The organism is Saccharopolyspora antiqui (assembly GCF_052246905.1).
GTDB lineage: Bacteria > Actinomycetota > Actinomycetes > Mycobacteriales > Pseudonocardiaceae > Saccharopolyspora.
This window is the reverse complement of record NZ_JBQQBO010000011.1, coordinates 1-26,388: the sequence shown is the minus strand read 5'-3', so window position 1 is coordinate 26,388 and position 26,388 is coordinate 1. Positions and strand designations below refer to the sequence as shown.

At 69.7% G+C, this 26,388-nt stretch carries 26 protein-coding genes; 24 read left to right on the top strand and 2 right to left on the bottom strand.

From position 1 onward, the window contains the following. Positions 1–2 precede the first annotated feature (2 nt). A complete protein-coding gene (locus tag ACTWQN_RS18585) occupies positions 3–1,184 on the bottom strand; it encodes an anhydro-N-acetylmuramic acid kinase (RefSeq protein ID WP_443204764.1) in 1,182 nt (393 codons plus the stop codon). Positions 1,185–1,319: 135 nt separating this feature from the next. Between ACTWQN_RS18585 and ftsY the strand changes: the two genes are divergently transcribed. The 24 genes from ftsY (at position 1,320) to whiG (ending at position 25,318) form a co-directional block, all read left to right on the top strand. Further along, positions 1,320–2,699: a signal recognition particle-docking protein FtsY gene (gene ftsY, locus ACTWQN_RS18580; RefSeq protein ID WP_443204763.1), complete on the top strand. Its 1,380-nt coding sequence runs from the start codon at positions 1,320–1,322 to the stop codon at positions 2,697–2,699. A gap of 327 nt (positions 2,700–3,026) precedes the next feature. Further along, positions 3,027–3,716 carry a FadR/GntR family transcriptional regulator gene (locus ACTWQN_RS18575; RefSeq protein WP_443204762.1) on the top strand — a complete coding sequence of 230 codons (690 nt, stop codon included), beginning with the start codon at positions 3,027–3,029 and terminating at the stop codon, positions 3,714–3,716. Beyond that, a complete protein-coding gene (locus tag ACTWQN_RS18570; RefSeq protein WP_443204761.1) occupies positions 3,713–4,933 on the top strand; it encodes a CynX/NimT family MFS transporter in 1,221 nt (406 codons plus the stop codon). The genes ACTWQN_RS18575 and ACTWQN_RS18570 overlap by 4 nt, the downstream gene beginning before the upstream one ends. 122 nt (positions 4,934–5,055) lie before the next feature. Further along, positions 5,056–6,375 carry an ammonium transporter gene (locus tag ACTWQN_RS18565; protein ID WP_443204760.1) on the top strand — a complete coding sequence of 440 codons (1,320 nt, stop codon included), beginning with the start codon at positions 5,056–5,058 and terminating at the stop codon, positions 6,373–6,375. Continuing rightward, on the top strand, positions 6,372–6,710 hold the full coding sequence (locus ACTWQN_RS18560; RefSeq protein WP_443204759.1) for a P-II family nitrogen regulator: 339 nt from the start codon (positions 6,372–6,374) through the stop codon (positions 6,708–6,710). Before ACTWQN_RS18565 ends, ACTWQN_RS18560 begins: the two co-directional genes overlap by 4 nt. 484 nt (positions 6,711–7,194) lie before the next feature. Then, on the top strand, positions 7,195–7,731 hold the full coding sequence (locus ACTWQN_RS18555) for an AAA family ATPase (protein WP_443204758.1): 537 nt from the start codon (positions 7,195–7,197) through the stop codon (positions 7,729–7,731). 302 nt (positions 7,732–8,033) lie between these two features. Beyond that, positions 8,034–9,767, top strand: a complete 1,734-nt coding sequence (locus ACTWQN_RS18550) for a DEAD/DEAH box helicase (RefSeq protein WP_443204757.1) — start codon at positions 8,034–8,036, stop codon at positions 9,765–9,767. A 126-nt stretch (positions 9,768–9,893) separates the two neighbouring features. Further along, entirely contained in the window at positions 9,894–11,450 is a 1,557-nt protein-coding gene (gene ffh, locus ACTWQN_RS18545) for a signal recognition particle protein (RefSeq protein ID WP_443204756.1), read from the top strand. Continuing rightward, a complete protein-coding gene (locus ACTWQN_RS18540; protein WP_443204755.1) occupies positions 11,447–12,520 on the top strand; it encodes a metal-dependent hydrolase family protein in 1,074 nt (357 codons plus the stop codon). Before ffh ends, ACTWQN_RS18540 begins: the two co-directional genes overlap by 4 nt. A 135-nt stretch (positions 12,521–12,655) precedes the next feature. Beyond that, positions 12,656–13,516, top strand: coding sequence for a CPBP family intramembrane glutamic endopeptidase (locus ACTWQN_RS18535; protein WP_443204754.1), 861 nt, complete (start codon positions 12,656–12,658; stop codon positions 13,514–13,516). A 124-nt stretch (positions 13,517–13,640) separates the two neighbouring features. Further along, a complete protein-coding gene (locus tag ACTWQN_RS18530) occupies positions 13,641–14,426 on the top strand; it encodes a CPBP family intramembrane glutamic endopeptidase (RefSeq protein ID WP_443204753.1) in 786 nt (261 codons plus the stop codon). Between the two features lie 176 nt (positions 14,427–14,602). Further along, positions 14,603–15,046 carry a 30S ribosomal protein S16 gene (gene rpsP / locus ACTWQN_RS18525; protein WP_443204752.1) on the top strand — a complete coding sequence of 148 codons (444 nt, stop codon included), beginning with the start codon at positions 14,603–14,605 and terminating at the stop codon, positions 15,044–15,046. Continuing rightward, entirely contained in the window at positions 15,043–15,282 is a 240-nt protein-coding gene (locus ACTWQN_RS18520; protein WP_443204751.1) for an RNA-binding protein, read from the top strand. The genes rpsP and ACTWQN_RS18520 overlap by 4 nt, the downstream gene beginning before the upstream one ends. An 8-nt stretch (positions 15,283–15,290) precedes the next feature. Then, positions 15,291–15,824 (top strand): ribosome maturation factor RimM, encoded by a 534-nt coding sequence (rimM, locus tag ACTWQN_RS18515; RefSeq protein WP_443204750.1) that lies wholly within the window; start codon positions 15,291–15,293, stop codon positions 15,822–15,824. A 114-nt stretch (positions 15,825–15,938) separates the two neighbouring features. Then, positions 15,939–16,733 carry a tRNA (guanosine(37)-N1)-methyltransferase TrmD gene (trmD, locus tag ACTWQN_RS18510; RefSeq protein WP_443204749.1) on the top strand — a complete coding sequence of 265 codons (795 nt, stop codon included), beginning with the start codon at positions 15,939–15,941 and terminating at the stop codon, positions 16,731–16,733. Positions 16,734–16,925: 192 nt separating this feature from the next. Then, positions 16,926–17,285: a 50S ribosomal protein L19 gene (rplS, locus tag ACTWQN_RS18505; protein WP_443204748.1), complete on the top strand. Its 360-nt coding sequence runs from the start codon at positions 16,926–16,928 to the stop codon at positions 17,283–17,285. Between the two features lie 290 nt (positions 17,286–17,575). Then, complete coding sequence (gene lepB / locus ACTWQN_RS18500) at positions 17,576–18,490, top strand: signal peptidase I (RefSeq protein ID WP_443204747.1); 915 nt, start codon at positions 17,576–17,578, stop codon at positions 18,488–18,490. A 7-nt stretch (positions 18,491–18,497) separates the two neighbouring features. Further along, complete coding sequence (locus ACTWQN_RS18495; protein WP_443204746.1) at positions 18,498–19,250, top strand: ribonuclease HII; 753 nt, start codon at positions 18,498–18,500, stop codon at positions 19,248–19,250. A gap of 33 nt (positions 19,251–19,283) precedes the next feature. Continuing rightward, entirely contained in the window at positions 19,284–19,607 is a 324-nt protein-coding gene (locus ACTWQN_RS18490; RefSeq protein ID WP_010305976.1) for a DUF2469 domain-containing protein, read from the top strand. 373 nt (positions 19,608–19,980) lie between these two features. Beyond that, on the top strand, positions 19,981–20,382 hold the full coding sequence (locus ACTWQN_RS18485; protein ID WP_443204745.1) for a YraN family protein: 402 nt from the start codon (positions 19,981–19,983) through the stop codon (positions 20,380–20,382). Continuing rightward, positions 20,383–21,900 (top strand): YifB family Mg chelatase-like AAA ATPase, encoded by a 1,518-nt coding sequence (locus ACTWQN_RS18480; protein WP_443204744.1) that lies wholly within the window; start codon positions 20,383–20,385, stop codon positions 21,898–21,900. Beyond that, a complete protein-coding gene (dprA, locus tag ACTWQN_RS18475) occupies positions 21,900–23,057 on the top strand; it encodes a DNA-processing protein DprA (protein WP_443204743.1) in 1,158 nt (385 codons plus the stop codon). Before ACTWQN_RS18480 ends, dprA begins: the two co-directional genes overlap by 1 nt. A 358-nt stretch (positions 23,058–23,415) precedes the next feature. Continuing rightward, positions 23,416–24,390: a tyrosine recombinase XerC gene (locus tag ACTWQN_RS18470; RefSeq protein WP_443204742.1), complete on the top strand. Its 975-nt coding sequence runs from the start codon at positions 23,416–23,418 to the stop codon at positions 24,388–24,390. Continuing rightward, the gene (whiG, locus tag ACTWQN_RS18465; RefSeq protein ID WP_443204741.1) at positions 24,365–25,318 is read left to right on the top strand and encodes an RNA polymerase sigma factor WhiG; all 954 of its coding nucleotides are present in this window, start codon (positions 24,365–24,367) and stop codon (positions 25,316–25,318) included. Before ACTWQN_RS18470 ends, whiG begins: the two co-directional genes overlap by 26 nt. 124 nt (positions 25,319–25,442) lie before the next feature. Here the strand turns inward: whiG and ACTWQN_RS18460 are convergent, their stop codons facing one another. Further along, the gene (locus ACTWQN_RS18460; protein ID WP_443204740.1) at positions 25,443–25,994 is read right to left on the bottom strand and encodes a M23 family metallopeptidase; all 552 of its coding nucleotides are present in this window, start codon (positions 25,992–25,994) and stop codon (positions 25,443–25,445) included. Between the last annotated feature and the right edge of the window lie 394 nt (positions 25,995–26,388).

Sequence of the window (26,388 nt, the reverse complement as noted above, 5' to 3'; positions counted from 1 at the left end):
TCCTAGGCGGTGGGTTCGGGCCGCACTCGCAGCCGCTTCGGCTGCTGGGTGGCGGGTTCGGGCAATCGCAGTGGTCCGGCTCCCGGTGTGATGCTGCCCAACAGCCGGGGGCCGGTGGCGCCGGTGGTGCCCGGCGTGTTTCCGGTTATGCCGTGCCAGGTGAGAAAGCCGAGCAGCGCGGTCAGGTGTGCTTCCTTGCTGTCGGCGGGCACCCCGAGTTCGTCGCTGATGACCAGCGGCACATCCAGTCGGCGGCGCAGCGCCGCCAGCAGGACCGGGTTGCGCACGCCGCCGCCGGAGGCGACGACCCGCGCCGCGCGTTCGGCGTGGCAGGCGTCGGCGACCGTGCAAGCGGTGAGCTCGGTCAGTGTCGCCAGCAGGTCCGCGCCGTGCACTTCGGTGTCCAGTTTGTCCAGCGCCCGGCCCAGGTAGTCGGCGTTGAAGTGCTCCTTGCCGGTGGACTTCGGCGCTGGTCGCCGATAGTAGGCATCCGATAGCAGGACTGCTAGCAGGTCGGTGCGGACGGTGCCGGTCGCGGCGAGCGTCCCGTCGGTGTCCTGCGGGGTGCCGGTCAGCTGTCCGGCGGCGAGGTCGATCAGCGCGTTGCCCGGGCCGGTGTCGTAAGCCAGCGGGCGCATGCCGCCGACCACGCTGATGTTGGCGATGCCGCCGATGTTGAGCGCCACGTTCGTGCCGGGTTCGTCGGCCAGCCACAGCGCGTCGAACAAACCGGCCAGCGGGGCGCCTTGGCCACCGGCCGCGACGTCGCGGACGCGCAGGTCGGACACCACGGGCAGTCCGGTGGCCTCCGCGATCCACGCGGGCTGTCCGATCTGCAGCGTGCCGCGCACCCGGCCACTGCCCTGCACCCAGTGGTAGAGCGTTTGGCCGAGCGATCCGATGAGGTCCGCACGACCGCCCGCCAGCTCGACCCCGAGCCGGGCGGCCGCCGCGAAGTGCTGGCCCACGTAGGTGTCGAGGCGGCACAGGTCTTCGGCGCCGCAGCCCGCCGGTGGCAGCGTGGCCAGCAGCTTGTCGCGCAGCACCGCCGGGTAGGGGAGCACGGTGCTGCCGAGCGGGCGGAGCTCGATGGTGTCGTGGTCCAACCGCAGCTCGGCGGCGGCTACGTCGACCCCGTCCATCGACGTGCCGGAGAGCAGTCCGAGCACCCGCCACCAAGCCACATATGTGGTGTATTGCACAGTCCCCGGCAAATGCAAGCATTTCGAGCCCATTGTTGGTGAATTGCTCACTTGGTGTTCCTGGGACTGCTCGGGGCGCGTTCCGAGACCGGTATGACCAGGTGGGAGGATGGGCACGTGACCACCTCAACCCTGATTCTGATCATCGTTGCCGTCGTGGTGGTGCTGGCGATCGCAGTGGTCGTCGGTGTCGTGCTGAGCCGCAGGCGCCGGATCACCCTGAGCGAACGGGACTCCGGCGCGGGCCCGGCCGAGGCTGTCAAGGGCGGTGGATACCGCGCCGACGGCGGAATCAGCCTGTCCAGCGGCGGCACCACCACGGCCGCCCCACCGGAGCACCCGGCGGGCGAGCGCACCGAGGTGGAGGGGCAGCCGGGCGTCGGCGACGACGCGGCGGTGCCGCGCGACAGCGAGCGGCGCGGCATCGTCGACGTGCCGCTGCCGGACGGCCCGACGGTGACCGAAGCGGCGCCGGTCGAGGTTCCGGAGCAGGAGCGGGTCGAGCCGGTGCCCGAACCGGCCCCCGCCGTGCCGGAAGAACCCGAAGAGATCGAGGAGATCGAACCGACCTCGGGTCGGCTGGAGCGGTTGCGCGGGCGCCTGTCCCGGTCCCGGTCGACCTTCGGCCAGGGCCTGCTCGGCCTGCTCGGCGCGGGTGACCTCGACGAGGACTCCTGGGAGGAGATCGAGGACACCCTGCTGATGGCCGATCTGGGCTCGGCCACCACGACCGAGATCACCGAACGGCTGCGCACCGAGATCGCCACCCGCGGCGTCCGCACACCGGAGGAGGCGCGGGCGCTGCTGCGCGAGGTGCTGGTGGATGCCCTCGGCCCGGACATGCAGCGCGCGGTGCGCGCACTGCCGCACGGCGACCCGACCAACGGCGGCAAACCGGCCGTGGTGCTGGTCGTCGGCGTCAACGGCACCGGCAAGACGACCACCACCGGCAAGCTGGCGCGGGTGCTGGTCGCCGACGGGCGGACCGTGCTGCTCGGCGCGGCCGACACCTTCCGCGCCGCCGCCGTCGAACAGCTCGCCACCTGGGGGCATCGGGTGGGTGCCGAGGTGGTGCGGGGCAAGGAAGGCGCCGACCCGGCGAGCGTGGCGTTCGAGGCGGTCAGCCGAGGCAGCGACACCGCCGTGGACGCGGTGTTGGTCGACACCGCCGGACGGCTGCACACCAAGACCGGGCTGATGGACGAACTGGGCAAGGTCAAGCGCGTGGTGGAGAAGAAGGCCCAGGTCGACGAGGTCCTGCTGGTGCTGGACGCGACGACCGGGCAGAACGGGCTGACCCAGGCACGGGTGTTCTCCGACGTCGTCGACGTGACCGGCATCGTGCTGACCAAGCTGGACGGCACCGCCAAGGGCGGCATCGTCTTCCAGGTCCAACGCGAACTGGGCGTTCCGGTGAAGCTGGTCGGACTCGGCGAGGGTCCGGACGACCTGGCCCCCTTCGAACCAGGAGCCTTCGTCGACGCCCTCCTGGGCTGACGACCGAACCGGGCAGCTCCCGAGCGAGGGCTGCCCGGTTCGCACGCTTCGACGAAGCCGATCGATCGCCTGACCGTTATCCCCCGGGATTGCTGGAGCGGCCCAGCAGCGGGGTTTTGATGGATCGGCACGACGCGATCGGTGCGGCGTGGGCCAGCGTCAGAGGTGCTGACCTCGCCGGTCCCGGTGTTCACGCCGATGTTGCCGAGCCCGTCGCGTCCTCGGGAGGTTCACAGTTCACCCGTCCGGGGATCGCATGTGATCGGGAAGTAAATTTGTCTGACGACTGATGTCTGGCCTACTGTCCTGGCCGGAGGAGGGGGTCGCATGCGGGTCGTCGGGCGCCGGTCGTCGGTGGACGAGGTCATCGCCGCGATCAACGAACAGCTGGTCAGCGGGGCTTGGGTGCCCGGTCAGCGGATCCCGACCGAGCAGGAGTTGGTCACCGGACTCGGGGTGAGCCGGGCTGTCGTCCGGGAAGCCGTGCGAGCCCTGGTGCACCTCGGTCGCCTGGAATCGCGGCAGGGCGCCGGGACCTTCGTGGTGTCCACGGCGGATCCGACGCCGATGCTGCGGCAGCTCCGGCTGGCCGAGGTGCACGACGTCTTCGAAGTGCAACTCGCCTACGACGTGCAGGCCGCCCGGCTGGCCGCGCTGCGCCGCGACGACGCCGACATCCGCCGACTCCGCGCGCTGCTCGCCCGCCGCGACCGGGCGGGATCGCCCGGGGAGTTCGCCGCCGCCGATGTCGAGTTCCACTCCGCGATCGTGCTGGCAGCGCGCAATCCGCTGCTCCTGGAGATGTACCGCTACCTGCTGGAACGCTTGCGGGAGAGCCTGGAAACGCTGCGCGCGGACGCCGAGCTGACCGAGTGCGATCCACTCGCCCACCAGGTGCTGCTGAAGGCGATCGTCGACGGTGATGCCGACGCCGCCGCGATGGCGGTGCACGCGGTCATCGAGCCGAGCCTGAAGTCCCTGCGGGGCGTTCTCGACGAGAAGGGGAATGCGCAGTGAGCACCCGAACCCAGCGGACCCCGGCGCACCCCGCTGGCACCGCCGCCGCGGCCACCCTGGTCCTGGTCGTCCTGGTGGCACTGGCCCTGCGGCCACCGTTCACCGCGGTGGCGCCGCTGTTGGAGCGGATCCAGCAGGACCTGGCGGTGTCGAACACCTTCGGCGGGGTGCTGACCACCTTGCCGGTGGTGTGCCTGGGGGCGTTCGCGTTCGTCGCGCCGAAGCTCCGGCAGCGCTTCGGCGACGAGAAGGTGGTGCTCGGATGCCTGGTGGTGCTGGTGGTCGGCAACTCGCTGCGCGCGCTGGGATCGGCTTGGACGCTGCTGGCCGGCACGGTCGTGGTCGGTGCCGGGATCGCGGTGGCGAACGTGGCCCTGCCGGGCCTGATCAAGCGGGACTTCCCGCACAACGTGCCGGTGATCACGGCCGTCTACACGATGTGCCTGACGCTGGGCGGCGCGATCGCGGCCAGCGTTGTGGTGCCGATCGGCAACGCGTTGGCCTCGGCCTGGCAGGCGCCGCTCGGGCTGCTCGCGATTCCGGTGCTGTTGGCCCTGGTGGTCAGCGTTTTCGCGCTGCGGCGCAGCTTCGGCGCGCCCCCGCTGCCGTCCCGTCCGGGCCAGTTGTGGCGCAACGCGCTGGCCTGGCAGGTGACCGTGTTCATGGGCTTGCAGTCGGCCATGGCCTACGTCGTGTTCGGCTGGCTGCCGACCATGCTGCAGAGCCGCGGCATGAGTCCCGAACTGGCCGGGCTGGCGCTGGGTGTGCAGGCGGCGGTGCAGGCCGTCGGATCGATGACCGTGCCGCTGCTGTGCCGCCGGTTCCGCGACCAGCGTCCGATCGCGGTGGTGCTGGCGGTGCTGATCGTGCTCGGGTTCAGCGGCATCCTGGCTGGCCCGCCCGTCTGGCTGTGGCCCGCGACCGTGGCGCTCGGGCTGGCGCAGGGCGCGGCCTTCGGCCTGGCGTTGACGTTGTTCGGGCTGCGTTCGCCGGACAGCGACACCACCACTGCGCTGTCCGGGATGGCGCAGGGTGGCGGATATCTCATCGCCGCGGCGGGTCCGCTGCTGATCGGCTTGCTGCATGATCTGTCCGGGAGCTGGACCGTGCCGCTGGTGCTGCTGCTGGCCTGCTCAGCCGTCTGGCTCGCGGTCGGACTGCTGGTCGGGCGGCCGGTGCAGGTGCCGTCGGTGCGCGGCGATGTAACACGGCAGTGACATCACAACACGTTCGTAACCGGCGGTGAGCTGAAGTTCACGCCTGCGTTACATCGCAACGGGCCACCTGAAACAGACATTTCCCAAGATGCGGGCCAACTCGGTCCGCACGGGGAGGCAATGTGAATTCAGGCGACACCGCATGGGTGCTCGTGAGCGCCGCGATGGTGCTGCTCATGACCCCTGGTCTGGCGTTCTTCTACGGTGGCATGGTGCGCTCCCGGGGCGTGCTCAACATGCTGATGATGAGCCTCGGCAGCATCGGCGTGGTGGGCGTGCTTTGGGTGCTGCTGGGCTACTCGATGGCGTTCGGCAACGATCTGGGCCTCGGCTTGTTGGGCAACCCGGTGGAGTTCTTCGGGCTCAGCCAGGTCCTCGGTGAGGATGCGATCTCGGGAACCATCCCGACTACGGCGTTCGTGGCCTTCCAGGCGATGTTCGCGATCATCACGGTCGCGCTGATCTCCGGTGCGATCGCCGACCGGGCCCGCTTCGGGCCGTGGCTGCTGTTCGCCGGGTTGTGGGCGATCTTGGTGTACTTCCCGGTCGCGCACTGGGTGTTCGCCTTCGACTCCGACTCGGGCACGGTCGGTGGCTGGATCGCCAACCGGCTCGCCGCGATCGACTTCGCCGGTGGTACCGCGGTGCACATCAACGCCGGTGCCGCGGCGCTGGCGCTGGCATTGGTGCTGGGCAAGCGCACTGGTTGGCCGAAGGATCCGGGCAAGCCGCACAACCTGCCGTTCGTCGTCCTCGGCGCCGGTGTGCTGTGGTTCGGCTGGTTCGGGTTCAACGCCGGTTCGGCGCTGGCCGCCAACACCAGCGCGGCCGTGGTCCTGGTGAACACCCTGGTCGCCACCTGTGCCGCGATGCTGGCCTGGCTGCTGGTCGAGCGGATCCGGGATGGGCACGCGACCACGCTGGGTGCCGCCTCCGGCATCGTGGCGGGTCTGGTCGCGATCACCCCGGCCTGCTCGTCGGTGACCCCGTTGGGCGCGATCGCGGTCGGCGCGATCACCGGTGCGGTCTGCGCGCTGGCGGTCAGCCTCAAGTACAAGTTCGGCTACGACGACTCGCTGGACGTCGTCGGCGTGCACCTGGTCGGCGGTCTGATGGGCACCCTGCTGATCGGTCTGTTCGCTTCGTCGGTGGCCCCGGCCGGGGTGTCCGGGCTGTTCTACGGCGGCGGTTTGGACCAGTTGTGGCGGCAGGCTGTCGGCGCGGGTGCGGTGCTGGTTTACTCGTTCGTGCTCAGCCTGGTGCTGGCACTGCTGGTCAAGGCGGTCGTCGGTTTTCGGGCGAGCGCCGAGGACGAGGCCGTGGGCATCGACGAGACCGAGCACGCCGAGACCGCGTACCACTTCGGTGACGACCGCTCTGCGCGCCGCTCTTCGGTGTCGGCCGACGAGGTCGAACGCAAGCTGGAGGGCAGCCGCGCATGAAACTGGTGACCGCGATCGTTCAACCATCCAAGTTGGACGATCTCAAGGAGGCGCTCGGACGTCTCGGCGTGCTGGGCATGACCGTCAGCCAGGCCCAGGGCTACGGCCGCCAGAAGGGCCACACGGAGGTCTACCGGGGCGCCGAGTACTCCGTGGACTTCATCGAGAAGCTGCGCGTCGAGGTCCTCGTTGATGAGTCCAATGTGGACAAGGTCGTCGAGGGGATCGTGTCCGCCGTGCGCACCGGCAAGGTCGGCGACGGCAAGGTCTGGGTCACCCCGGTGGACACCGTCGTGCGAGTCCGCACCGGGGAGACCGGAGTGGAGGCGATCTAGCGGTTCGTGAGCGCCAACAGCGCTCACCACCGGCGAAGGGGCGCGAGCTGAGGCTCGCGTCCCTTTCTCGTGCGCGCCTTGCGGGGTTCCCCGGTGCGGCTGCGTAGCACTACGCAGCCACAGTCAGGGAGCTTCACGGTCTCGCGGCGACCCGTCGGACGGCAGACTTCTAAGTGCGACGCGGTGATCAGAGGGAATCGGAGCAGCCCGCCCGTACTGGGGGTCGGGCGGGCACGCTTGGCCCCGCGATCGCGATTGGGGAACCGCGTGGGGGGTGACCGCCCACGCGGACCGGGTGCGGTATCCCGTACCGCACCCGGGGTGGTGCGGGAGGCGGCTTGTTGGGGGAGCGAGCCGCCTCCCGTTTTCGCGCTCGGCGGTGTTGCGCACGCACCACGTCGGGCAAGATCGATCAACGCGTAACCTTGAAACCGTCGTGGACATATCGGACGTATTCCCCTTGGCTGCCAGTTCACCACCGACAGTGCCCATCGGCAGGCGCTCGTTGGTCGTGCTGGCCGGATTGCCCGGCGCGGGCAAGAGCACGGTGTTGGGCAAGCTGCACGGCAGCGCGGGCGTTTCGACGCTGGACTCCGAGCAGGTCCGCGCCCGGTTGCGCAAGGTCCTGCCGGCCCGGCTGCCGTACCGCTACTACCGCCCGGTGGTGCACCTGGTGCACCGGACGCGCATCGCCTGGTTCTGCCTGCGAGCATCCGGCCCGGTCGTCGCGCACGAACCAGCCACCCGGGCCACCACCCGCGCGATGCTGCTGCTGTTCGGCTGGCTCACCGGGCGGCAACGGGTGCTGGTGTGGCTGCACGCCGAGCCGCGCGAGGCGCTGGCCGGGCAGCAGGCGCGCGGTCGGCTGATCCGCCCGAGGTCGTTCCTGCGGCACGTGCGGCGGGCCGAGGAGATGCATTGGAAGTTGCGCGACGGCCAGCCGCCGTACGGCTGGCACCGGGTGCACCTGTTCACCCGAGATCAGGTCGAGGACGGGCTCCAGCTGGACGTCGTAGCGTGACGTGCGTCCCGTTGTGCAGGGGGCCTGCGCCACCCGCTGTTGTCGATCGCTACCCTGGATATCTGGTGCTGCGGCTGGATGCCGCGGTGCCAGGCTGAAGAATCATCGAGCTGCGGGTGACTGGCAACAGGGTGTGCGTCCAGCTGAGCGCGCGGTTCGAAATGCGCAAGCGGCACCCCGCGGTCGTCACAACTTCCAAGTCGACAGCCGCCGATGACCCCGGACCTCCGGGCGGTAGTGCCGGGCCGTTTCCGCAATCCATCAGCCCCCTGCCGAATCCACCGAGGAGACCCGCGTTCAGCATGCCGACCTTCGACGAACTTGATCTCGACCCGCGCGTTCGCCAGACGCTCAGCGAGATCGGCTACGAGACCCCGTCGCCGATCCAGGAGAAGACCATCCCGCTGCTGCTGGAGGGCCGCGACGTGCTGGGCCTGGCCCAGACCGGCACCGGCAAGACCGCCGCGTTCGCACTGCCGATCCTGTCCCGGCTGGACCTGACGGCCACCGGTCCGCAGGCCCTGGTGCTCGCGCCCACCCGCGAGCTGGCGATCCAGGTCTCCGAGGCCTTCCAGCGCTACGCCGCGCACCTCCCCGACTTCCACGTGCTGCCCATCTACGGCGGCACCAGCTACGGCCCGCAACTGGGCGGCCTGCGCCGCGGCGCGCACGTCGTCGTCGGCACCCCCGGCCGGTTGATCGACCACCTGGACAAGGGCTCGCTCGACCTGGCCGGGCTCAAGCACCTGGTGCTCGACGAGGCCGACGAGATGCTGCGGATGGGCTTCATCGAGGACGTGGAGCGGATCCTGCAGTCCGTCCCGGCCAATCGGCAGGTGGCGCTGTTCTCGGCGACCATGCCCACCGCGATCCGCAAGATCAGCCAGTCCTACCTCAACGAGCCGGTCGAGATCTCGGTCAAGACCAAGACCAGCACCGCCACCAACATCAACCACCGGCACGTGCCGGTGCGCGGCGCCAACAAGCTGGACGCGCTGACCCGGATCCTCGAAGTCGAGACGTTCGACTCGATGATCGTGTTCGTCCGAACCAAGCAGCTCACCGAGGAACTCGCCGAGAAACTGCAGGCCCGCGGCTTCAGCGCGGCGGCGATCAACGGCGACATCGCGCAGGCGCAGCGGGAACGCACCATCGGCTACCTCCGGGACGGCCGGATCGACATCCTGGTGGCCACCGACGTCGCCGCCCGCGGCCTGGACGTCGAGCGCATCTCGCACGTGCTGAACTACGACATCCCGCACGACACCGAGTCCTACGTGCACCGCGTCGGCCGCACCGGTCGGGCCGGGCGCAGCGGGGAGGCGATCCTGTTCGTCTCGCCGCGCGAGCGGCACCTGCTGCGCTCCATCGAGAAGGCCACCCGGCAGCAGATCCCGCAGATGGAGCTGCCCAGCATCGACGCGGTCAACGACCGGCGACTGGCGAAGTTCGCGCAGGGCATCACCGACATCCTCGCCAAGGGCGGGCTGGAGGTGTTCCAGGACCTGGTGGCGGAGTACGAGCGCACCCACGACGTGCCGGCCGTGGAGATCGCGGCGGCGCTGGCCAGCATGGCGCAGGGCGACCGGCCGCTGCTGCTGGACCCCGAGCCGGTCGAGGCACCGACCCGCCACGAGGGCCCGCACTTCGAACCGGGCACCTCGGAAACCGAGACCTACCGGGTCGAGGTCGGCCGCCGCAACCGGGTCACCCCGCGGGCGCTGGTCGGGGCGCTGGCCAACGAGGGCGGCGTGCCCAGCAAGTACATCGGGCACATCGACATCCGCAACGAGCACACCCTGATCGAACTGCCCGCCGACCTGCCGGACGAGCTGCTGAGCAAGCTGCGCACCACCCAGGTCGCCGGGCGGGGCCTGCGGATCAGCCGGGCCGACGGCGAGTTCATCAGCCGCCGCCCGCGCCGCCCCGGCCGCGATCGGGATCGGGACAAGCCGCGCCCGCACCGCAAGGGCCAGCGCTCCCCGCAGCCGCGTTCGGTGGCGGGCAAGCGCCGCGAGGACTACTCGCGCAGCTGAGTCACCCGGAGTGGGGGCAATTTCTCGCGAAATTGCGCCCACCAGCCCACACCAGGCGGTATCCCCGGCCGGTTACCCTCGCATAGGTACCCAGATACATCCATCGACTCTGGAGCCCGTGAACCCGTGTTCGACACTCTCTCCGACCGGCTCACTTCGGTCCTGACGAACCTGCGCGGCAAGGGGCGGCTGTCCGAGGCCGACATCGACGCCACCGCGCGCGAGATCCGCATCGCCCTGCTCGAAGCCGACGTGGCGCTTCCCGTGGTGCGCAGCTTCATCAAGGGTGTCAAGGAGCGTGCCAAGGGCGCCGAGGTCTCGCAGGCGCTGAACCCGGCCCAGCAGGTCATCAAGATCGTCAACGAGGAACTGGTCACCATCCTCGGCGGCGAGACCCGCCGGTTGGAATACGCCAAGACGCCGCCGACCGTGCTCATGCTGGCCGGTCTGCAGGGTTCCGGTAAGACCACGCTGGCCGGCAAGCTCGCCAAGTGGCTCGCCGGACAGGGCCACACCCCGCTGCTGGTGGCCGCCGACCTGCAGCGCCCGAACGCGGTGAACCAGCTGCAGGTGGTCGGGGAGCGCGCCGGGGTGCCGGTTTTCGCGCCGGAGCCCGGCAACGGCGTCGGCGACCCGGTCGAGGTGTCCCGCAGCAGCATCGACGAGGCCCGCCGCGCGCAGCACGACATCGTCATCGTCGACACCGCCGGTCGGCTGGGCATCGACGAAGAGATGATGAAGCAGGCCGCCGACATCCGGGACGCGATCACCCCGGACGAGATCCTGTTCGTGCTGGACGCGATGATCGGTCAGGACGCGGTGAACACCGCCGAGGCCTTCCGCGACGGCGTCGGTTTCTCCGGCGTGGTGCTGACCAAGCTCGACGGCGACGCCCGCGGTGGTGCCGCCCTGTCGGTCCGCGAGGTCACCGGCCAGCCGATCATGTTCGCCTCCAGCGGCGAGAAGCTGGAGGACTTCGACGTCTTCCACCCGGACCGGATGGCCAACCGGATCTTGGGCATGGGTGACATGCTCACCCTCATCGAGCAGGCCGAACAGGTCTTCGACCAGGAGCAGGCCGAGCAGGCCGCGCAGAAGATCGGCACCGGCCAGCTCACCCTGGAGGACTTCCTGGAGCAGATGCAGGCGGTCCGCCGGATGGGCCCGCTGCAGAACCTGCTGGGCATGCTGCCCGGCGCCGGTCAGATGAAGGACCAGCTGGCCAACTTCGACGAGAAGAACCTGGACCGCATCCAGGCGATCATCCACGGCATGACGCCCGCCGAACGCAACGATCCCAAGATCATCAACGCCTCCCGCAGGCAGCGCATCGCCCGCGGCTCCGGGGTGGCCGTCAGCGACATCAACGACCTGGTCAACCGGTTCTTCGAAGCCCGCAAGATGATGCAGCAGATGGCCGGTCAGTTCGGCGGCTTCGGCGGCGGTCGCGTCAGCAAGACCCGCAACAAGGGCAAGAAGGGGAAGAAGGGCAGCAAGAAGGGGCGCGGCCCGACGCAGCCCAAGGGCATGCGCGGCGGCCTGCCCGGCGGCTTCCCCGGCCTGCCCCCGGGCGGCATGGGCACGCCCAGCGCGGGCCCGGACCTGTCCAAGCTGTCCGGCGGTATGAACGACCTGCCGCCCGGATTCGATCCGTCGAAGCTGAACTTCGGCAAGGACAAGTGACCGCGCTGCACCTGCGCGCCGTCGTGCTGCCCGACGGCGCGCAGCGCGAGCTGTGGATCCACGACGGGCGGATCAGCCTGGAGCCGGTGCCCGGTGCTTCGACGGTGTTCGACGGCGGTTACGTGCTGCCCGGCCTGGTCGACGCGCACTGCCACATCGGCATCGGCTCCGAAGGACCGGTCGAGCTCGACGAAGCCGCGGCCCAGGCGGAGATCGACCGCGACGCCGGAACGCTGCTGATCCGGGACTGCGGTGCACCGATCGACACCCGGCCGCTGCAGGAGCGCGCGGACCTGCCGAGGATCATCCGCGCGGGCAAGCACCTCGCCCGACCCAAGCGCTACATCCCGTACCTGGCCGACCAGCTGGAGCACGAGGAACAACTGCCCGCGGCGATCGCCGAGCAGGTCGAGTACGGCGACGGCTGGATCAAGCTCGTCGGCGACTGGATCGACCGGTCGGTGGGCGACCTCGCGCCGCTGTGGAGCGACGAGGTGCTGGTCGAGGCGATCTCGACGGCGCACCGGTTGGGCGCCCGGGTCACCGCGCACGTCTTCGGCGAGGCCGCGCTGCCCGGCCTGATCTCGGCTGGCATCGACTGCGTCGAACACGGCACCGGCCTGACCGACGACACGATCGAGCTGATGGCCCAGCACGGCACGGCGCTGGTCCCGACCCTGGTCAACGTCGAGAACTTCCCGTCGTTCGCGGCCGCCGCCACCAAGTACCCGGCCTACGCCGCGCACATCACCGACCTCTACGAACGGGCCGATCGAACGGTCGCCAAGGCGATCGAGGCGGGCATCCCGGTGTACGCGGGCACCGACGCGGGCGGTGGCGTCGAACACGGCGAGCTGGCCGATGAGGTGATCGCGTTGCACCGGGTCGGGATGTCCGCCGAGCAGGCGCTCGGTGTCGCGTCCTGGGCCGCCCGCGAGTGGCTGGGCTGGTCCGGGCTGGAGCACGGCGCCCCAGCCGACCTGGTCTGCTACGACGCGGACCCGCGCAAGGACCTGACGGTCCTGCGCCACCCCGAGCGCATCGTCCTGCGCGGCAACCTCATGTCCTGAACGACCGCCGACCCCAGGCCGCCGCGGGGCTGATTCTTCGGTTCCGCGTGAAATCGCCATCCCTACCACCTGCGCCGACTTGCCGAACACGATCAAGAACAGGCTCTAAGGTGGATCCTGTCGAGGGGAGCGAGCGTGGGGGAGCAGCCCGAGCGGGATCGCCCGGAGTTCCCGGCGGGGAAGCAGCCGGGAGAACCGGCTCCGGAACCGGTGGTGCCATTCGCCCAACCCATGCGACCGGCGGACGACACCACCGACCAGGATCTGCACCCGCGGTTCTGGGAAGCACAGCTGGAAGCGGCCCGCCGCGGGTCGCTCGCCTGGGGCTTGGCCGCGTTCTTCATCGGCTACGGCGGCTACTACCTGGCGGTGCTGATCCTCAACGCGGTCCGACCGGAGCGCGCCAACGGATTCGACCCGACCGCGCCGCCGCAAACCGGCCCGCTGCTGCTGTTGGCCTTCACCCCGAACATCCTGCTCGGCCTGGTGCCCGCGGTGTTCTCCTGGTGGCGGGGCAGGGGGTTGCGCTCGGATTTCGGCATCCTGCCGAAGCTGCGCGACCTCAAGGTGGGCCTGGCCTGCGGCGGTATCGCGCTGCTCGGCTCCTGGATGCTGACGCTGGTGATCATCGCCATCTACGGGCCGCCACCGGAGACCGATCTGGCCCGGCTGATGCAGGGTGAACGAACCGTTTGGCTGTTCCTGTTCGCGCTGTTCGCCTTCCTGGGCGCCCCGCTGACCGAGGAACTGCTCATGCGCGGCGCGCTGTGGGGAGCCCTGGAGCACTACCGCATTCCGCGATACGCGATCTTGGTCCTGACCGCGCTGATCTTCGCACTGATTCACCAGGAAGTGTGGCGCACGCCGGTGTTGTTCGTCGGCGGTCTGGCGATCGGCATGGCGCGGATGATCACTGGTCGGGTCGCGGCGAGCATGATCGCCCACGCGACGAACAACTTCCTGCCCGCGCTGCTGCTGTTCGCCGTCGCCGGGTGAAATACGGTGCCGCGCGCTGCACCGACGGGGGTAACCTGACGACTCCGCCGGTGTCCGCACGCCGACATCGCCAGGCAGACCCGGGCAACCGGCCCGGTCGCCGATCGGCACCACGGAGGCGCCCGTGACCACACCGCAGCAGCCAGACCCCGCCGGGAACGTGTCACCACTATCCGGATCACCAGCACCCGGGCCACCATTACCCGGGCCACCGGGGGCTGCGGCGGTCCGGACCCACCGGTGGGGGCTCGGTGCGTTCTTCTTCGCCCAAGCGGTCTTCGTGCTGGTGTCGGTGACGCTGGCGGCCGCGCTGGGCAGTCCGGACGCGTTGGCGCTGGTCCTGATGCTGGTGCTGCCGACGGTGTTGGCCGCAGCGGTGGCCGTGGTGATCACCGTGGTGCGCGGCAACGGTCCGCGGCTGGACTTCGGCCTGCAGTGGCACTGGTCGGACGTGACCACCGGGCTGGCCATCGGCGGCATCGGCGTGGTCACCACCACCATCGCGACGATGCTGTGGATGCAGTGGGTGGGACAGGACAACGCGCAGTCCACGGTCAGCAGCCTGCTCGACGGCGTCAAGCTGCCACCGGTGCTGGCGGTGGTGATCTTCCTGCACATCTGGCTGGTCGCCCCGCTGTGCGAGGAGTTGCTCTACCGCGGGCTGCTCTGGGGTGCGATGGAACGGCTGCGCTGGAGCCAGCTGAACGTGTTCGTGCTCAGCACGGCGGTCTTCGCGATCGGCCACCTGGAACCGGAACGCACCGCCCTGCTGCTGGTGATCGCGATTCCGATCGGTGTCGCCCGAATGGTCACCGGCCGACTGACCGCGAGCGTGGTCGCGCACCAGGTGAACAACTTCCTGCCCGCACTGGGCCTGCTGCTCCTCTCCTTCGGCCTCCTACCGGCCTGAGTGGAGGTGCGCGGTAGCGGGGCGGACGCATCTGGCACAATAGGTTGCTGTTCGCCGCGAGGGGTCCCTCTCACCGCTCGTGGCCGATTGACGTACGAGCATTCCAATCCGCTGCCCCACGCGGGTTCGGTGTGCTCACCGGAGCACTAACGAGAGTCTGAGGAGCACCAGCACCCGTGGCTGTGAAGATCAAGCTCGCGCGGATCGGCAAGATCCGGGAGCCGCACTACCGCATCGTCGTCGCCGACGCCCGGACCCGCCGCAACGGCCGGGCCATCGAGACGATCGGGCAGTACCACCCGAAGCAGAACCCGAGCGGCATCATCGTCAACTCGGAGCGGGTGCAGTACTGGCTGGGTGTCGGGGCACAGCCGACCGACCCGGTGCGCAACCTGCTGGAGATCACCGGCGACTGGCAGAAGTTCAAGGGTCTGCCGGGCGCGGAGGGTCGTCTGAAGGTCGCCGAGCCGAAGCCGAGCAAGCAGGAGCTGTTCGAGGCCGCGCTGGCGGCCGCTGGCTCGGAGCCCACCACCGAGGCCACCACCCCGAAGAAGCGGGGCGGCGGTAAGAAGGCCGAGGACAAGGCCGAGGAGCAGAAGTCCGAAGAGGGTCAGGCGTGACAGTCCTCGCGGACGCGCTTGAGCACCTGGTGCGCGGCATCGTCGACCATCCCGACGATGTCCGCGTGCAGCTGCTCACGACCCGACGCGGTCGCACCCTGGAGGTGCACGTGAACCCGGACGACCTGGGCAAGGTCATCGGTCGCGGTGGGCGCACCGCGACCGCGCTGCGGACCGTGATGTCCGGCATCGGTGGCCGCGGTATCCGGGTCGATGTGGTCGACACCGACCGCTGACCAAGAGCATGAGCGAACCCGAGGTGCAGACCCTCGCCGTCGGCCGCATCGTCCGGCCGCACGGCGTGCGGGGGGAGCTTGTCGTCGAGGTGCTCACCGACAGCCCTGAGTTGCGGTTCGCTCCCGGCTCGGTGCTCGGTGTCCAACGGCGCGGCGTGGTCAGCGCGCAGAACCTGACGGTGGTAGCCGCTCGGCAGCATGCCGGGCGGCTACTCGTGCAAGCGGCGGGTGTCGACGGCCGGGAGGCGGCCGAGGACCTGCGCGGTGCGGTGCTCACGATCAGCTCCGAGGACCTCGAACCCACCGGCGACCCGGACGAGTTCCACGACCACGAGCTGACCGGGCTGCGGGTCGTGCGGGTGTCCGGCACCGAGGTGGGCACGGTGCAGGAGGTGGTGCACACCTCCGCTGGCGAGCTGCTGGCCGTGCGCACCGCCGAAGACCAGGAGGTCCTGGTGCCGTTCGTGGCCGAGATCGTCCCCTCGGTCGATCTCGCGGCCGGTCGCGTCATCGTGGATCCGCCCGAAGGCCTGCTCGACTGACGTGGCCCTGGACCACCGCGACGCGGACCAGGTTCGTGCTCGTGAGTGAAATGCTGGTTCTCACCGGAACGGCCGCTCACGAGCAGAAGACCAGAGACAGGCACTGAAGACCCCATGCGCATCGACGTCATCACCATCTTCCCCGACTACCTGAACCCGCTGCGGGAAGCGCTGCTGGGCAAGGCCATCGAGCGCGAGCGGATCTCGGTCGAAGTGCACGATCTGCGGAACTGGACGCACGACGTGCACCGGGCGGTGGACGACAGCCCCTACGGCGGCGGTCCCGGCATGGTGATGAAACCGCAGGTCTGGGGCGAGGCGCTGGACAGCATCTGCGGCACCGATGCCGCTTCGATGCCGCGGCTGGTGGTGCCGACCCCGGCCGGGCGGCCGTTCGACCAGCGCACCGCGATCCGCTGGGCGGCCGAACCGTGGCTGGTGTTCGCCTGCGGCCGCTACGAGGGCATCGACCAGCGGGTGATCGACGACGCCGCGACGCGGATGCCGGTGGAAGAGGTCTCCATCGGCGACTACGTGCTGGTGGGTGGCGAGGTCGCCGCGCTGGTGATGATCGAGGCGGTGGCGCGGCTGCTGCCCGGTGTGCTGGGCAACCCGCTGTCGGCCGAGCAGGACTCGTTCTCCGACGGACTGCTCGAAGGCCCCTGCTACACCCGCCCCGAGGTGTGGCGCGGGCATGCCGTCCCGGACGTGCTGCGCTCCGGCAACCATGCCGCGATCGCGCGCTGGCGCCGCGATCAGGCGCTGGCCAGGACCTATCGGCGACGCCCCGATCTGCTCGCCGCGTTGCCCGCGGGGACCCTGGACGCGGCCGACCGGGCCCAACTCGATAGGCTGCGCGAGTCGGAGCATTCCGACGAGTCCCGGGATGCCGGAGACGCGCCGCGCTGACCCAGTGTCGGCGGGGTCGGTTCAGACACCGAAAAGCGGATCTGGCACACTGGAACGGTTGATGCAGCCGGACATCACGTTCGGCGGGCTCACGAGCAAGTTCACCCCGTGTCAGGCGGTGCCCACCAATCGGTCGGGTCATCGACATGCGAGAACACGGGTGCCTTCGACACGGATGAGGACGGACCACCGATGAACACCCTGGACGCGCTGGACGCCCAGTCGTTGCGTTCCGACATTCCGGCCTTCCGGCCTGGCGACACGCTGAAGGTTCACGTCCGCGTCATCGAGGGTTCGCGCGAGCGGATCCAGGTCTTCCAGGGCGTGGTCATCCGTCGACACGGCGATGGTCTCCGGGAGACCTTCACCGTGCGCAAGGTTTCCTTCGGTGTCGGTGTGGAGCGGACGTTCCCGGTGCACACCCCGAACATCGCGCAGATCGAGGTCGTGGCGCGCGGTGATGTTCGGCGGGCCAAGCTGTACTACCTGCGCGACCGGCGCGGCAAGGCCGCGAAGATCAAGGAGAAGCGCGAAACCGCGTCGGCTTCCTGATCAACGCTTGACGTAGAACGTGACTGGTCCAGGTGCGTGCACCTGGACCAGTCGCATTCCCGCCCCGGAGTGCCCTGCCCCGGAGTGCCCCGCCCTGAAGTGCGGAGCGCAGCGGCGTGCACTGTCCACCTTCGAGTGATCACCAGCGGGTTTGATCGGCCTCGGGTGGCCAGCTCGAATCGGGTTTACCGGAAAAGAGCACGTCAAAGCGGCTCCACGGGGTGGTCGAATCCGTTGCCCGAGCCGGGGGAGCGCGTCGACCCCCAACAGGGTTCCAGTAGCCTGGCCGGGTGGCCGACGTCATGCGCAGCGGATCAGCGGAAGACCCACACGACGCAGAGCACCGAAGCGGTGCTCCGAGCGAGTCTGGGGACGGTTCTCACCGCCGCAAGCCCAAGGGCAAGAAGAAGGGCTCGTTCTGGCGCGAGCTGCCCATCCTGATCGTCACGGCGCTGGTGTTGACGGTGCTCATCCAGGCGTTCCTGGCCAGGGTGTACGTGATCCCGTCGCAGTCGATGGAGCAGACCCTGCACGGGTGCACCGGCTGCAACAACGACCGGGTGCTGGTGGACAAGGTCTCCTACCGGTTCACCGATCCGGAGCCGGGCGATGTGGTGGTGTTCCGCGGCCCGCAGCCCTGGGTGCAGAACGAGTTCGAGACCGAGGAGACCACCAACCCGGTCGCCAAGGCGCTCCAGGGCGCGGCGTCGCTGCTGGGATTCGGCGCCCCGGACGAGAAGGACTTCGTCAAGCGGGTGATCGCCGTCGGCGGTCAGACCGTGGAGTGCTGCGATGCGCAGAACCGGGTGCTGGTCGACGGCAAGCCGCTCAACGAGCCCTACCTGTTCTGGGAGCCCGGGCGCGGCGTCGGGCAGGACGAGTTCAAGCCGGTGACGGTCCCGCCCGGATATCTGTGGGTGATGGGAGACAACCGCAATGACTCGGCCGACTCGCGGGTGCAGGGCGGCGGTGGCGTCGACGGTGCCGTGCCGGTGGAGAACGTGATCGGCAAGGCCCAGGTGATCGTGCTGCCGCCGACCCGCTGGCAGAGCATCCCGGAGCCGAACCCGCAGTCCACCGCGCTGGGTGCCCCCGGCTGGCAGGCCGGGGTGCCGGTGGGCGCCGGTTTCGCCGCGGCGTTCCCCACGGTCTGGGCGGGTCGTAGGCTCGTCGGTGTGGTGCGCAAGCGACGGTCACCGGAGTGACATCGACGTGGCGGTGACGGAGTTCCGGCCGCCGAGGTCGGTGATCCGGCGCAGCACTGGTAGCTGGGCTCTTCAGAGCGCGTTGGACCGCCGGGGACTCGGGCCGGTGGCAGGTGTGGACGAGGCCGGGCGCGGCGCGTGCGCGGGCCCGCTCGTGGTGGCCGCGTGCGTGCTCAAGCCGGGTGACGCGCGGCGCTTCGACGGGCTGACGGATTCGAAGGTGCTCTCGGAGGCCGAACGGGAGCGGTTGTACGACCGCATAACCGCGTGGGCGCTGGGCTGGTCAACCATCGTGATCCCCGCCGAGGAGGTCGACGCGCTCGGCATCCACGTGGCGAACCTGGAGGGCATGCGGCGCTCGGTCGCGCAGCTGAACCTGCATCCCGGCTACGTGCTGACCGACGGCTTCCGGGTGCAGGGGCTGCCTTCGCCCAGTGTGGCTGTGGTGAAGGGCGATCTGGTAGCGGCCTGTGTGTCTGCGGCGTCGGTGCTGGCGAAAGTGACCCGGGACCGGTTGATGGCCGAGCAACTGCACACCGGCTTCCCGGACTACGGGTTCGACGAGCACAAGGGCTACACCACCCCGGTGCACTCGGCGCGGCTGAAGCGGTTCGGGCCTTGCGCGGAGCACCGGTGGTCTTACGCGAACGTGGTGGCCGCAGCGCAGCGGCACGGGATGCGCTCGCCGCGAACAGTAACCAGCAAGCCTGGCTTGTTCGATGCTTCTGACGGGGATGTGGTGGACAATGAGGCGTCGTAGTCCGAACGGCAACGCAGAAGGGCTCGCACAGCGATGAGCGCCGAGGATCTCGAAAAGTACGAGACCGAGATGGAGCTGCAGCTCTACAAGGAGTATCGCGACATCGTCGGGCAGTTCACCTATGTGGTGGAGACCGAGCGGCGCTTCTACCTGGCCAACGTGGTGGACGTGCAGGTGCGCAACTCCGATTCGGAGGTCTACTTCGAGGTGGCGATGTCGGACGCGTGGGTTTGGGACATGTACCGGCCGGCGCGTTTCGTCAAGAACGTGCGAGTGATCACGTTCAAGGACGTCAATGTGGAAGAACTGGACAAACCGGATCTCCGGCTGCCGGAGAGCGGTCCATTCGGTTCCTGAGCCAGGCGAGCACGCTCGGGCGGTCTTCGGCCGCCCGAGCGTTTTCTTTTTGAAGATTTCTCGGGGAGGTTTCTCGGCTGGCAGTTCGCGGCTTAACCACCCGTGTAGTGGGGTTGCGCGTGGCGGATCTGCCGAATCGCATTGATTTTCTCCGGTGCGCCGAGCTGTCCCCATTCTTCCGGGTGAGCCGAGTTGTCCACAGGGGACCGGTTTATCCACAGATTTCGGATTGGTACTGGTGATCGGCGCCGAATCAAGGCACGTTGGATGCATCGACCGTGCTCGGATCCGTTGGCGTGCTGGGTGAAAACCGCTCATGAATCCCTCGGAGACCGGCGCGGAATTCCGAAATGCCGAACCGAGGAGGAAAGTCGTGCGCCGGAAAAAGATCGTAGGCCCGCTGTCGGACTACGCCAGCGAGGGCCGCAGACATGCGTTGGGCGTCGAAGGGGAGCGGCTGGCGGCCGCGCACCTGGAACATCGCGGGCTGACCGTGCTGGACCGGAATTGGCAGTGCCCGCAAGGAGAACTCGACATCGTCGCCACCGATGGCGACACCGTGGTCTGCTGCGAGGTGAAAGCCCGCTCCGGCGTCGACTACGGCGGGCCGCTCTACGCGATCGCGCCGGAGAAGATCAACCGGATCCGCAGCGTGGCGCGGTCCTGGCTCGCCGCCCGCGAGCTGGTCGGGTGCCGGGTGCGCTTCGACGTCGTGTCGGTGCTGTGGCCACCGGGAAAGCAGGCCCGCATCAAGCACCTTGAGGGGGTGTTCTAGATGGCACTGCGGCGAACCTGGGCCGTCGCGCTGTTCGGTGTGGACGGTGTGCTGGTCGAGATCGAGGCGGACGTGCGCAAGGGCGGCCTCCCATCGGTGCAGCTGCTCGGACTGCCCGACACCGCCCTGCAGGAATCGAAGAACCGGGTGCGCGCGGCGATCCAGAACTGCCGGGAGGACTGGCCGGCGAGCTGCGTGACGCTGGCGCTGTCCCCGGCCGCGCTGCCCAAGACCGGGACCTCGTACGACTTGGCGCTGGCCTGCGCGGTGCTGGCCGGTGCCGAGCTGGTGCCGCCCCACCGGCTGGCGGGCACGGTGTTGTTCGGCGAATTGGCTCTGGACGGGCGTATTCGGCCGATCCGAGGGCTGCTCCCAGCGCTGCTGACGGCGCGCAAGGCGGGCATGCGTCGTGCCGTGGTGCCTGCGGACGGGCTGGCCGAGGCGCACCTGGTGGAGGGCATCGAGGTGCTGGGCGCCGGGCACCTGCGCGATGTGGTGGCCTGGCTGCGCGAACTCGGCGAGCTCGACCGCTATCCGCCGCCAGCCGACGCGCCACCGGTCGAGGACCTGCCGGATCTCGCTGATGTGCTGGGCCAGCCGGAGGCGCGCTGGGCGCTGGAGGTCGCGGCGGCGGGCGGTCATCACCTGCTGATGGTCGGTCCGCCGGGCACCGGCAAGACGATGCTGGCCAAGCGGCTGTGCGGGCTGCTGCCGAACCTGACCGGGCAGGAAGCGCTGGAGGTCACCGCGATCCGTTCGGTGGCCGGTGACCTCGCCGAGTCGGCGGCGCTGATCCGGACCCCGCCGTTCGTGGCGCCGCACCCGTCGCTGTCGATTCCGGCGCTGATCGGCGGCGGCACCGGCTGGGCCAGACCTGGCGCGGTCAGCCGGGCGCATCGAGGCGTGCTGCTGTTGGACGAGGCCTGCGAACTGGGACCGAAACGATTGGAGGCGTTGCGAACCGCATTGGAGGAAGGCGAGGTCCGGCTGGCTCGCCGCGATGGAACGCTGCGCTACCCGGCGCGGTTCCAGCTGGTCCTGGCGACGAATCCGTGTCCGTGCGCACCAGCGCGGGACCTGGACTGCCAATGCCCACCGCAGGTCCGGCGGCGCTACCTCGGCAAGCTGTCCGGGCCGCTGCTGGACCGGGTGGACCTGCGGGTTCGGATGCGGCCGATCACCGCGATGACGGTCCACAGTGGTGCCGAACCGGAAGGCACCGCAGTGGTGCGCGAACGGGTGGAGGCCGCACGGGACGCGGCGCGGCAGCGGTGGTCCGAACACGGCTGGCAGACCAACACCGAGGTGCCCGGACCGGTGCTGCGACGTGAATTCGCGCTGCCCATCGAGGCCACGGCCCTGCTGGATCGTGGTCTGGAGGTCGGTGCGATCACGGCTCGCGGCGCCGACCGGTGTCTGCGGGTCGCCTGGACGCTGGCCGATCTCGACGGGCGGGACAAACCGGACGCCGAGCACGTGGCGGCGGCTTTGGAGTTCCGGGATCGGAGGGCGGCGTGATGACCAGGTGGGAAACAACGGGAGCGAAGGCGAGGCGTGAGTTGCTTCTCGCGCGGGCTTTTTTGGTCGCCGTTGCCGAGCCACCCGCTCCGGCGTTGGCCGGGTTCGTCGCCGAGCACGGCCCGTGCCGGGCGGTCGGCATCATCCAGAAGGACAAGGCCCCTCCGGAGGTCACCGCGGAGGTCGAGGCTCGTCGAGAACACATCTCGGGCGAAAAACTCCTGGTGGAGGCGGAGTCCGCCAGTGTGCGGCTCATCGTGCCGGAAGACCCCGAGTGGCCGTGCGAGGCGTTCGCCAGTTTGTCCGGGGCCAGATCGGTCGACCTGCCGGGGATGGCCGAGCCGATCGCGCTGTGGGTCCGGGGCAAGGCGGCATTGGCGGAGGCGATGCGGCAGACGGTGGCGGTCGTCGGCGCCAGGGCCGCGTCCGGCTACGGCGAGCACGTGGCGGCGGAGTTCGGCCACGGGTTGGCCGGGGCGGGCTTCACCGTCGCATCCGGGGCGGCGTACGGCATCGACGGGGCCGCGCACCGGGGCGCGCTCGCCGCCGGTGGCCTGACGGTGGCGTTCCTGGCCTGCGGCGTCGACATCGACTACCCGGCCGGGCACAGCAGGCTGCTGCGCGCCATTGCCGAGCAAGGGGCTGTCGTGAGCGAATACCCGCTGGGCACACCGCCGCGCAAGCACCGTTTCCTGGTGCGCAACAGGCTGATCGCGGCGGCCGGTCGTGCCACCGTGGTGGTCGAGGCGGGAGCGCGCAGCGGCGCCGCCAACACCGCGAACACCGCCGATGCGTTGGGGCGACCGGTGTTGGCCGTGCCTGGGCCGGTGACCTCGAAGAACTCGGTGGGATGCCACGGCATGGTGCGCTCCGGCCAGGCCGTGCTGGTCACGCGCACCGAGGAGATCCTCGAAGCGCTGAGCCCGCTCGGTGCCCAACCGTCCGTCGAAATCCCAAGCCAGGCCCGCCGAACCGACGGTCTGCATCCTCATGCGAGGCGCCTGCACGATGCGCTGACCGGCATGGACTGCGCCAGTGCGGAGGAACTCGCACGGGATTCGGGGCTGCCGCTGGGCAAAGTCCGGGCATTGCTGCCGGAACTGGAGTTGGCGGGATTCGTGGCGCGATCCGAACGGGGGTGGTCGACAACGCCATGACGACGGCAGCCGGGTGACGCTCGACGTCGCGGTCGTGACGGTCGCCGGGTTCCGCCACGTAAGAGCTCGCGCGGATTGGGCGTAGCGGGGGTGGTCGTCAGGCAAGCGGTGTGAGCCGCTTCCCGCCGCTCTCGCAGCTTGCACCGCTGCGGGTTCTCAGGGGTTTTCTCGCGAGGGCAGCCCCGACGTGGCGGACATACGTGGTGTCGGGGATCCCGGAGTCGAGAAGGCCTCTGAGGCTCCGCTAGCCGCACCGCCACCCAAACCAACCCGCACACTTTCCAAGACGAGCCAGTCGCGATCATGAAACGGGCGTGGCGAGCTTGACCGACGCCGGTGCAACGGCGAGCGTCGGAGCATGGCCAGAAAAGGTTCCGCCGAATCGAGACGACCGGATCTCCGGGCGGCTCGCGCGAAACTGCCCGAATCGCTCGGTGCCGCGGTCGATGCGTTCGAACGGCACCTCGCGGCCGAACGCGGGCTGTCCCGGCACACCGTTCGCGGATACATCGGCGACGTCGTCGCGCTGCTGAGCCACCTGGCGGGCTCGGCGGACGACGCAGTCCTTGCTGCGCTGGACATTTCCGTCTTGCGGGAATGGTTATCGGCGCAACACGCGCAGGGTACGAGCCGGGCGACGCTCGCTCGGCGGACCGCTTCGGCCCGCACGTTCACCGGCTGGGCGGTGGGCGCCGGGCTGCTGTCCACCGACCCCGGCCCGCGGCTTGCCGTGCCGTCGAAACAGCGGAAACTGCCTGCGGTGCTGCGCGCCGACCAGGCCGGTGCGGCGATGCGGGCTTCGGCGATGGGTGCGGAACAAGGAGATCCGGTGGCCTTGCGGGATCACGCGGTGGTCGAGCTCCTGTACGCCACCGGGGTCCGGGTCGCTGAGCTCTGCGGGCTGGACGTGGACGACATCGACCGCGAACACCGGCTGATCCGCGTAATCGGTAAAGGTGACCGGGAACGCGCTGTGCCGTTCGGCGTACCAGCGGATCAGTCGATCAGCCGATGGCTTTCGGCCGGTCGGCCGAAGTTGGTTCGAGAAACGTCTGGCGCCGCATTGTTCCTGGGTGTCCGAGGTGGACGGCTCGACCCCCGTACGGTGCGGCGCACCGTGCACGATGCGGTCGAAGCGGTCTCCGGCGCCCCGGATGTCGGACCGCACGGGCTGCGGCATTCGGCTGCGACCCATTTGCTGGAGGGCGGTGCGGACCTCCGTAGCGTTCAGGAGTTGCTTGGTCACGCTACGCTCGCAACGACCCAGCTTTATACCCACGTGACCGTTGAACGGTTGAAGGCGATCCATGACCGAACCCACCCCCGTTCCTGACCACGCCGGGGGCGGCGCCGACAGGGCGGCCGCGAGATCGACCTCGGTACCGGTGACCGCCCGTGATCGAAGCGGCGCGGCCAACGGCCATGTCCACGGCGGCGCGCCGCGGCGGGGACTGTCCCTGGCGACCGCCGAGCCCGCCGTGGGCACGGACCAGCGCACCGCCGACGAGATCGAAGCCGGCATCGTCGCGCTGTGGCAGGCGTTCGGGCAGCGACGCGACCAGGAACTGCGGGATCGCTTGGTGCTGCACTACGCGCCGCTGGTCAAGTACGTGGCTGGTCGGGTGGGCACCGGACTGCCATCGCACGTCGAGGTCTCGGATCTGATCCAGTCCGGGATCTTCGGCCTGGTCGACGCGATCGAGAAGTTCGAACCGGAACGCGGGCTGAAGTTCGAGACCTATGCGATGCAGCGCATCCGCGGCGCGATCCTCGACGACCTGCGCGCCCAGGACTGGGTGCCGAGGTCGGTGCGCAGCCGGGCGCGCGATGTGGAGCGCGCGTTGGAACGGCTCGAAGCGAAGTTGCAGCGCACCGCGACCGACGCCGAACTGGCCACCGAACTGGAACTGTCCCTCGACGAGCTGCGCGAACTGTTCGCGCAGTTGCAGATGACCAGCGTGATCGCGCTGGACGACCTGATCGGCGCCGGACCGGCGCAGGCGTCGCTGGCCGAGACGCTGCCCGACGACCGGGCCGAAGATCCGGTGGCGGCCCTGGTGGACCGGGACAGCCGACGCCAGTTGGCGGAGGCGGTGGAGCGGCTCAGCGAGCGGGACCGGGTGGTCGTCACGCTCTACTACTTCGAGAACCTGACGCTGGCCGAGATCGGCAAGGTGCTCGGCGTGACCGAATCCCGGGTCTGCCAACTGCACACCCGGGCGGTCCTTCGCCTGCGAACCAAACTCACCGAACAGAACTGAACGCACCCCACGATCGGGGCGAGGTGAAGGTCACCTTCAACCAAGTAAGTTGGCGATAGGTGCCCTTCACCTCGCGCTCGAACGGAGAACGCCAGGGTCGCCGGGCGGCGCTGGCCAGCCGGGGTCAGGTCCATGGGAGCAGGCGGACGTGGCCGTAGCCGAGGAGGCGCAGCGGGTCGAGGTAGTCCAGCCGTCGTCGGGCACCCCAGTGCAGGCAGGTTCCGGACGGCTCGGCGGCGCACTCCAGATGACCGGATTCCAGGTGGCCGATCGGCTGCCCGCGCGTGACCTGGTCGCCGACCGCGACCACCGGGGCGACCGGTTCGTAGGTGGTGCGCAGGCCATCGACGTGCTCGATCGACACCAGGTTGCGATCCACCATCCAGCCCGCGTACACCACCAGGCCGTCTCCGGCGGCCAGCACCGGCTGGCCGACCTCGCCGATGAGATCGACGCCCCGGTGTCCGGGACCGTACTGGTGCTCCGGGGCCTCGAACGGCCGCGCCACCGCGGGCGGCGGGGCCAGCGGCCAGCCGAACCGCGAGTCCGGCACCGACACGGCCGCGGCGCGAGGAGCGGCCGGTGACCGGCCGGGCGGCTCGGCGGGTGCCGCGGGCAGCCCCATCGAACCGGCGGTGAACCCGCAGCACAGCAAAGTGGAGATCAACAGGCGCATGACTCCACGGTGGCCGCGGACGACCCCCGGTGAACAGGGGGAAATCGAAATCTGTGGACAAACCAGCCGGCTGTGGACAACTCGTACGCCACGATCGGGTCAGCCGGGCCGTCCAGTACACTGTCAACGCGGTTTCGTGTCCGCACGGACCGACTTCGCGTGCCCGCACGCCACGCCTGCGCAGGTAGCCCGACCGTCACGGTCGGCCACCAGGTGGCACAGTACCGAGTCCAACACCTCGGCAGCTGCTGCTCCCAGCAGGGTGCCGGTGCTCTCGCGGTCCCGAGTTCCTCACCGAACCCGGGCGGGGGCAGCCGGGCGGGCACCAGGGCGACGGGCCACCCGGCTCGTCGCGGCAACCGAATCGCGCGCCCCCCCGGCGCGGCCCCCAAAA

What these genes read in the sequence shown, in the direction of transcription:
- ACTWQN_RS18575 (WP_443204762.1), top strand. Translation starts at nt 3,027, where the DNA reads ATGCGGGTCGTCGGGCGCCGGTCGTCGGTGGACGAGGTCATCGCCGCG.
- ACTWQN_RS18560 (WP_443204759.1), top strand. Translation starts at nt 6,372, where the DNA reads ATGAAACTGGTGACCGCGATCGTTCAACCATCCAAGTTGGACGATCTC.
- ACTWQN_RS18550 (WP_443204757.1), top strand. Translation starts at nt 8,034, where the DNA reads ATGCCGACCTTCGACGAACTTGATCTCGACCCGCGCGTTCGCCAGACG.
- rimM (WP_443204750.1), top strand. Translation starts at nt 15,291, where the DNA reads ATGAGCGAACCCGAGGTGCAGACCCTCGCCGTCGGCCGCATCGTCCGG.
- trmD (WP_443204749.1), top strand. Translation starts at nt 15,939, where the DNA reads ATGCGCATCGACGTCATCACCATCTTCCCCGACTACCTGAACCCGCTG.
- rplS (WP_443204748.1), top strand. Translation starts at nt 16,926, where the DNA reads ATGAACACCCTGGACGCGCTGGACGCCCAGTCGTTGCGTTCCGACATT.
- ACTWQN_RS18490 (WP_010305976.1), top strand. Translation starts at nt 19,284, where the DNA reads ATGAGCGCCGAGGATCTCGAAAAGTACGAGACCGAGATGGAGCTGCAG.
- ACTWQN_RS18480 (WP_443204744.1), top strand. Translation starts at nt 20,383, where the DNA reads ATGGCACTGCGGCGAACCTGGGCCGTCGCGCTGTTCGGTGTGGACGGT.
- dprA (WP_443204743.1), top strand. Translation starts at nt 21,900, where the DNA reads ATGACCAGGTGGGAAACAACGGGAGCGAAGGCGAGGCGTGAGTTGCTT.
- ACTWQN_RS18470 (WP_443204742.1), top strand. Translation starts at nt 23,416, where the DNA reads ATGGCCAGAAAAGGTTCCGCCGAATCGAGACGACCGGATCTCCGGGCG.
- whiG (WP_443204741.1), top strand. Translation starts at nt 24,365, where the DNA reads ATGACCGAACCCACCCCCGTTCCTGACCACGCCGGGGGCGGCGCCGAC.
- ACTWQN_RS18460 (WP_443204740.1), bottom strand. Translation starts at nt 25,994, where the DNA reads ATGCGCCTGTTGATCTCCACTTTGCTGTGCTGCGGGTTCACCGCCGGT.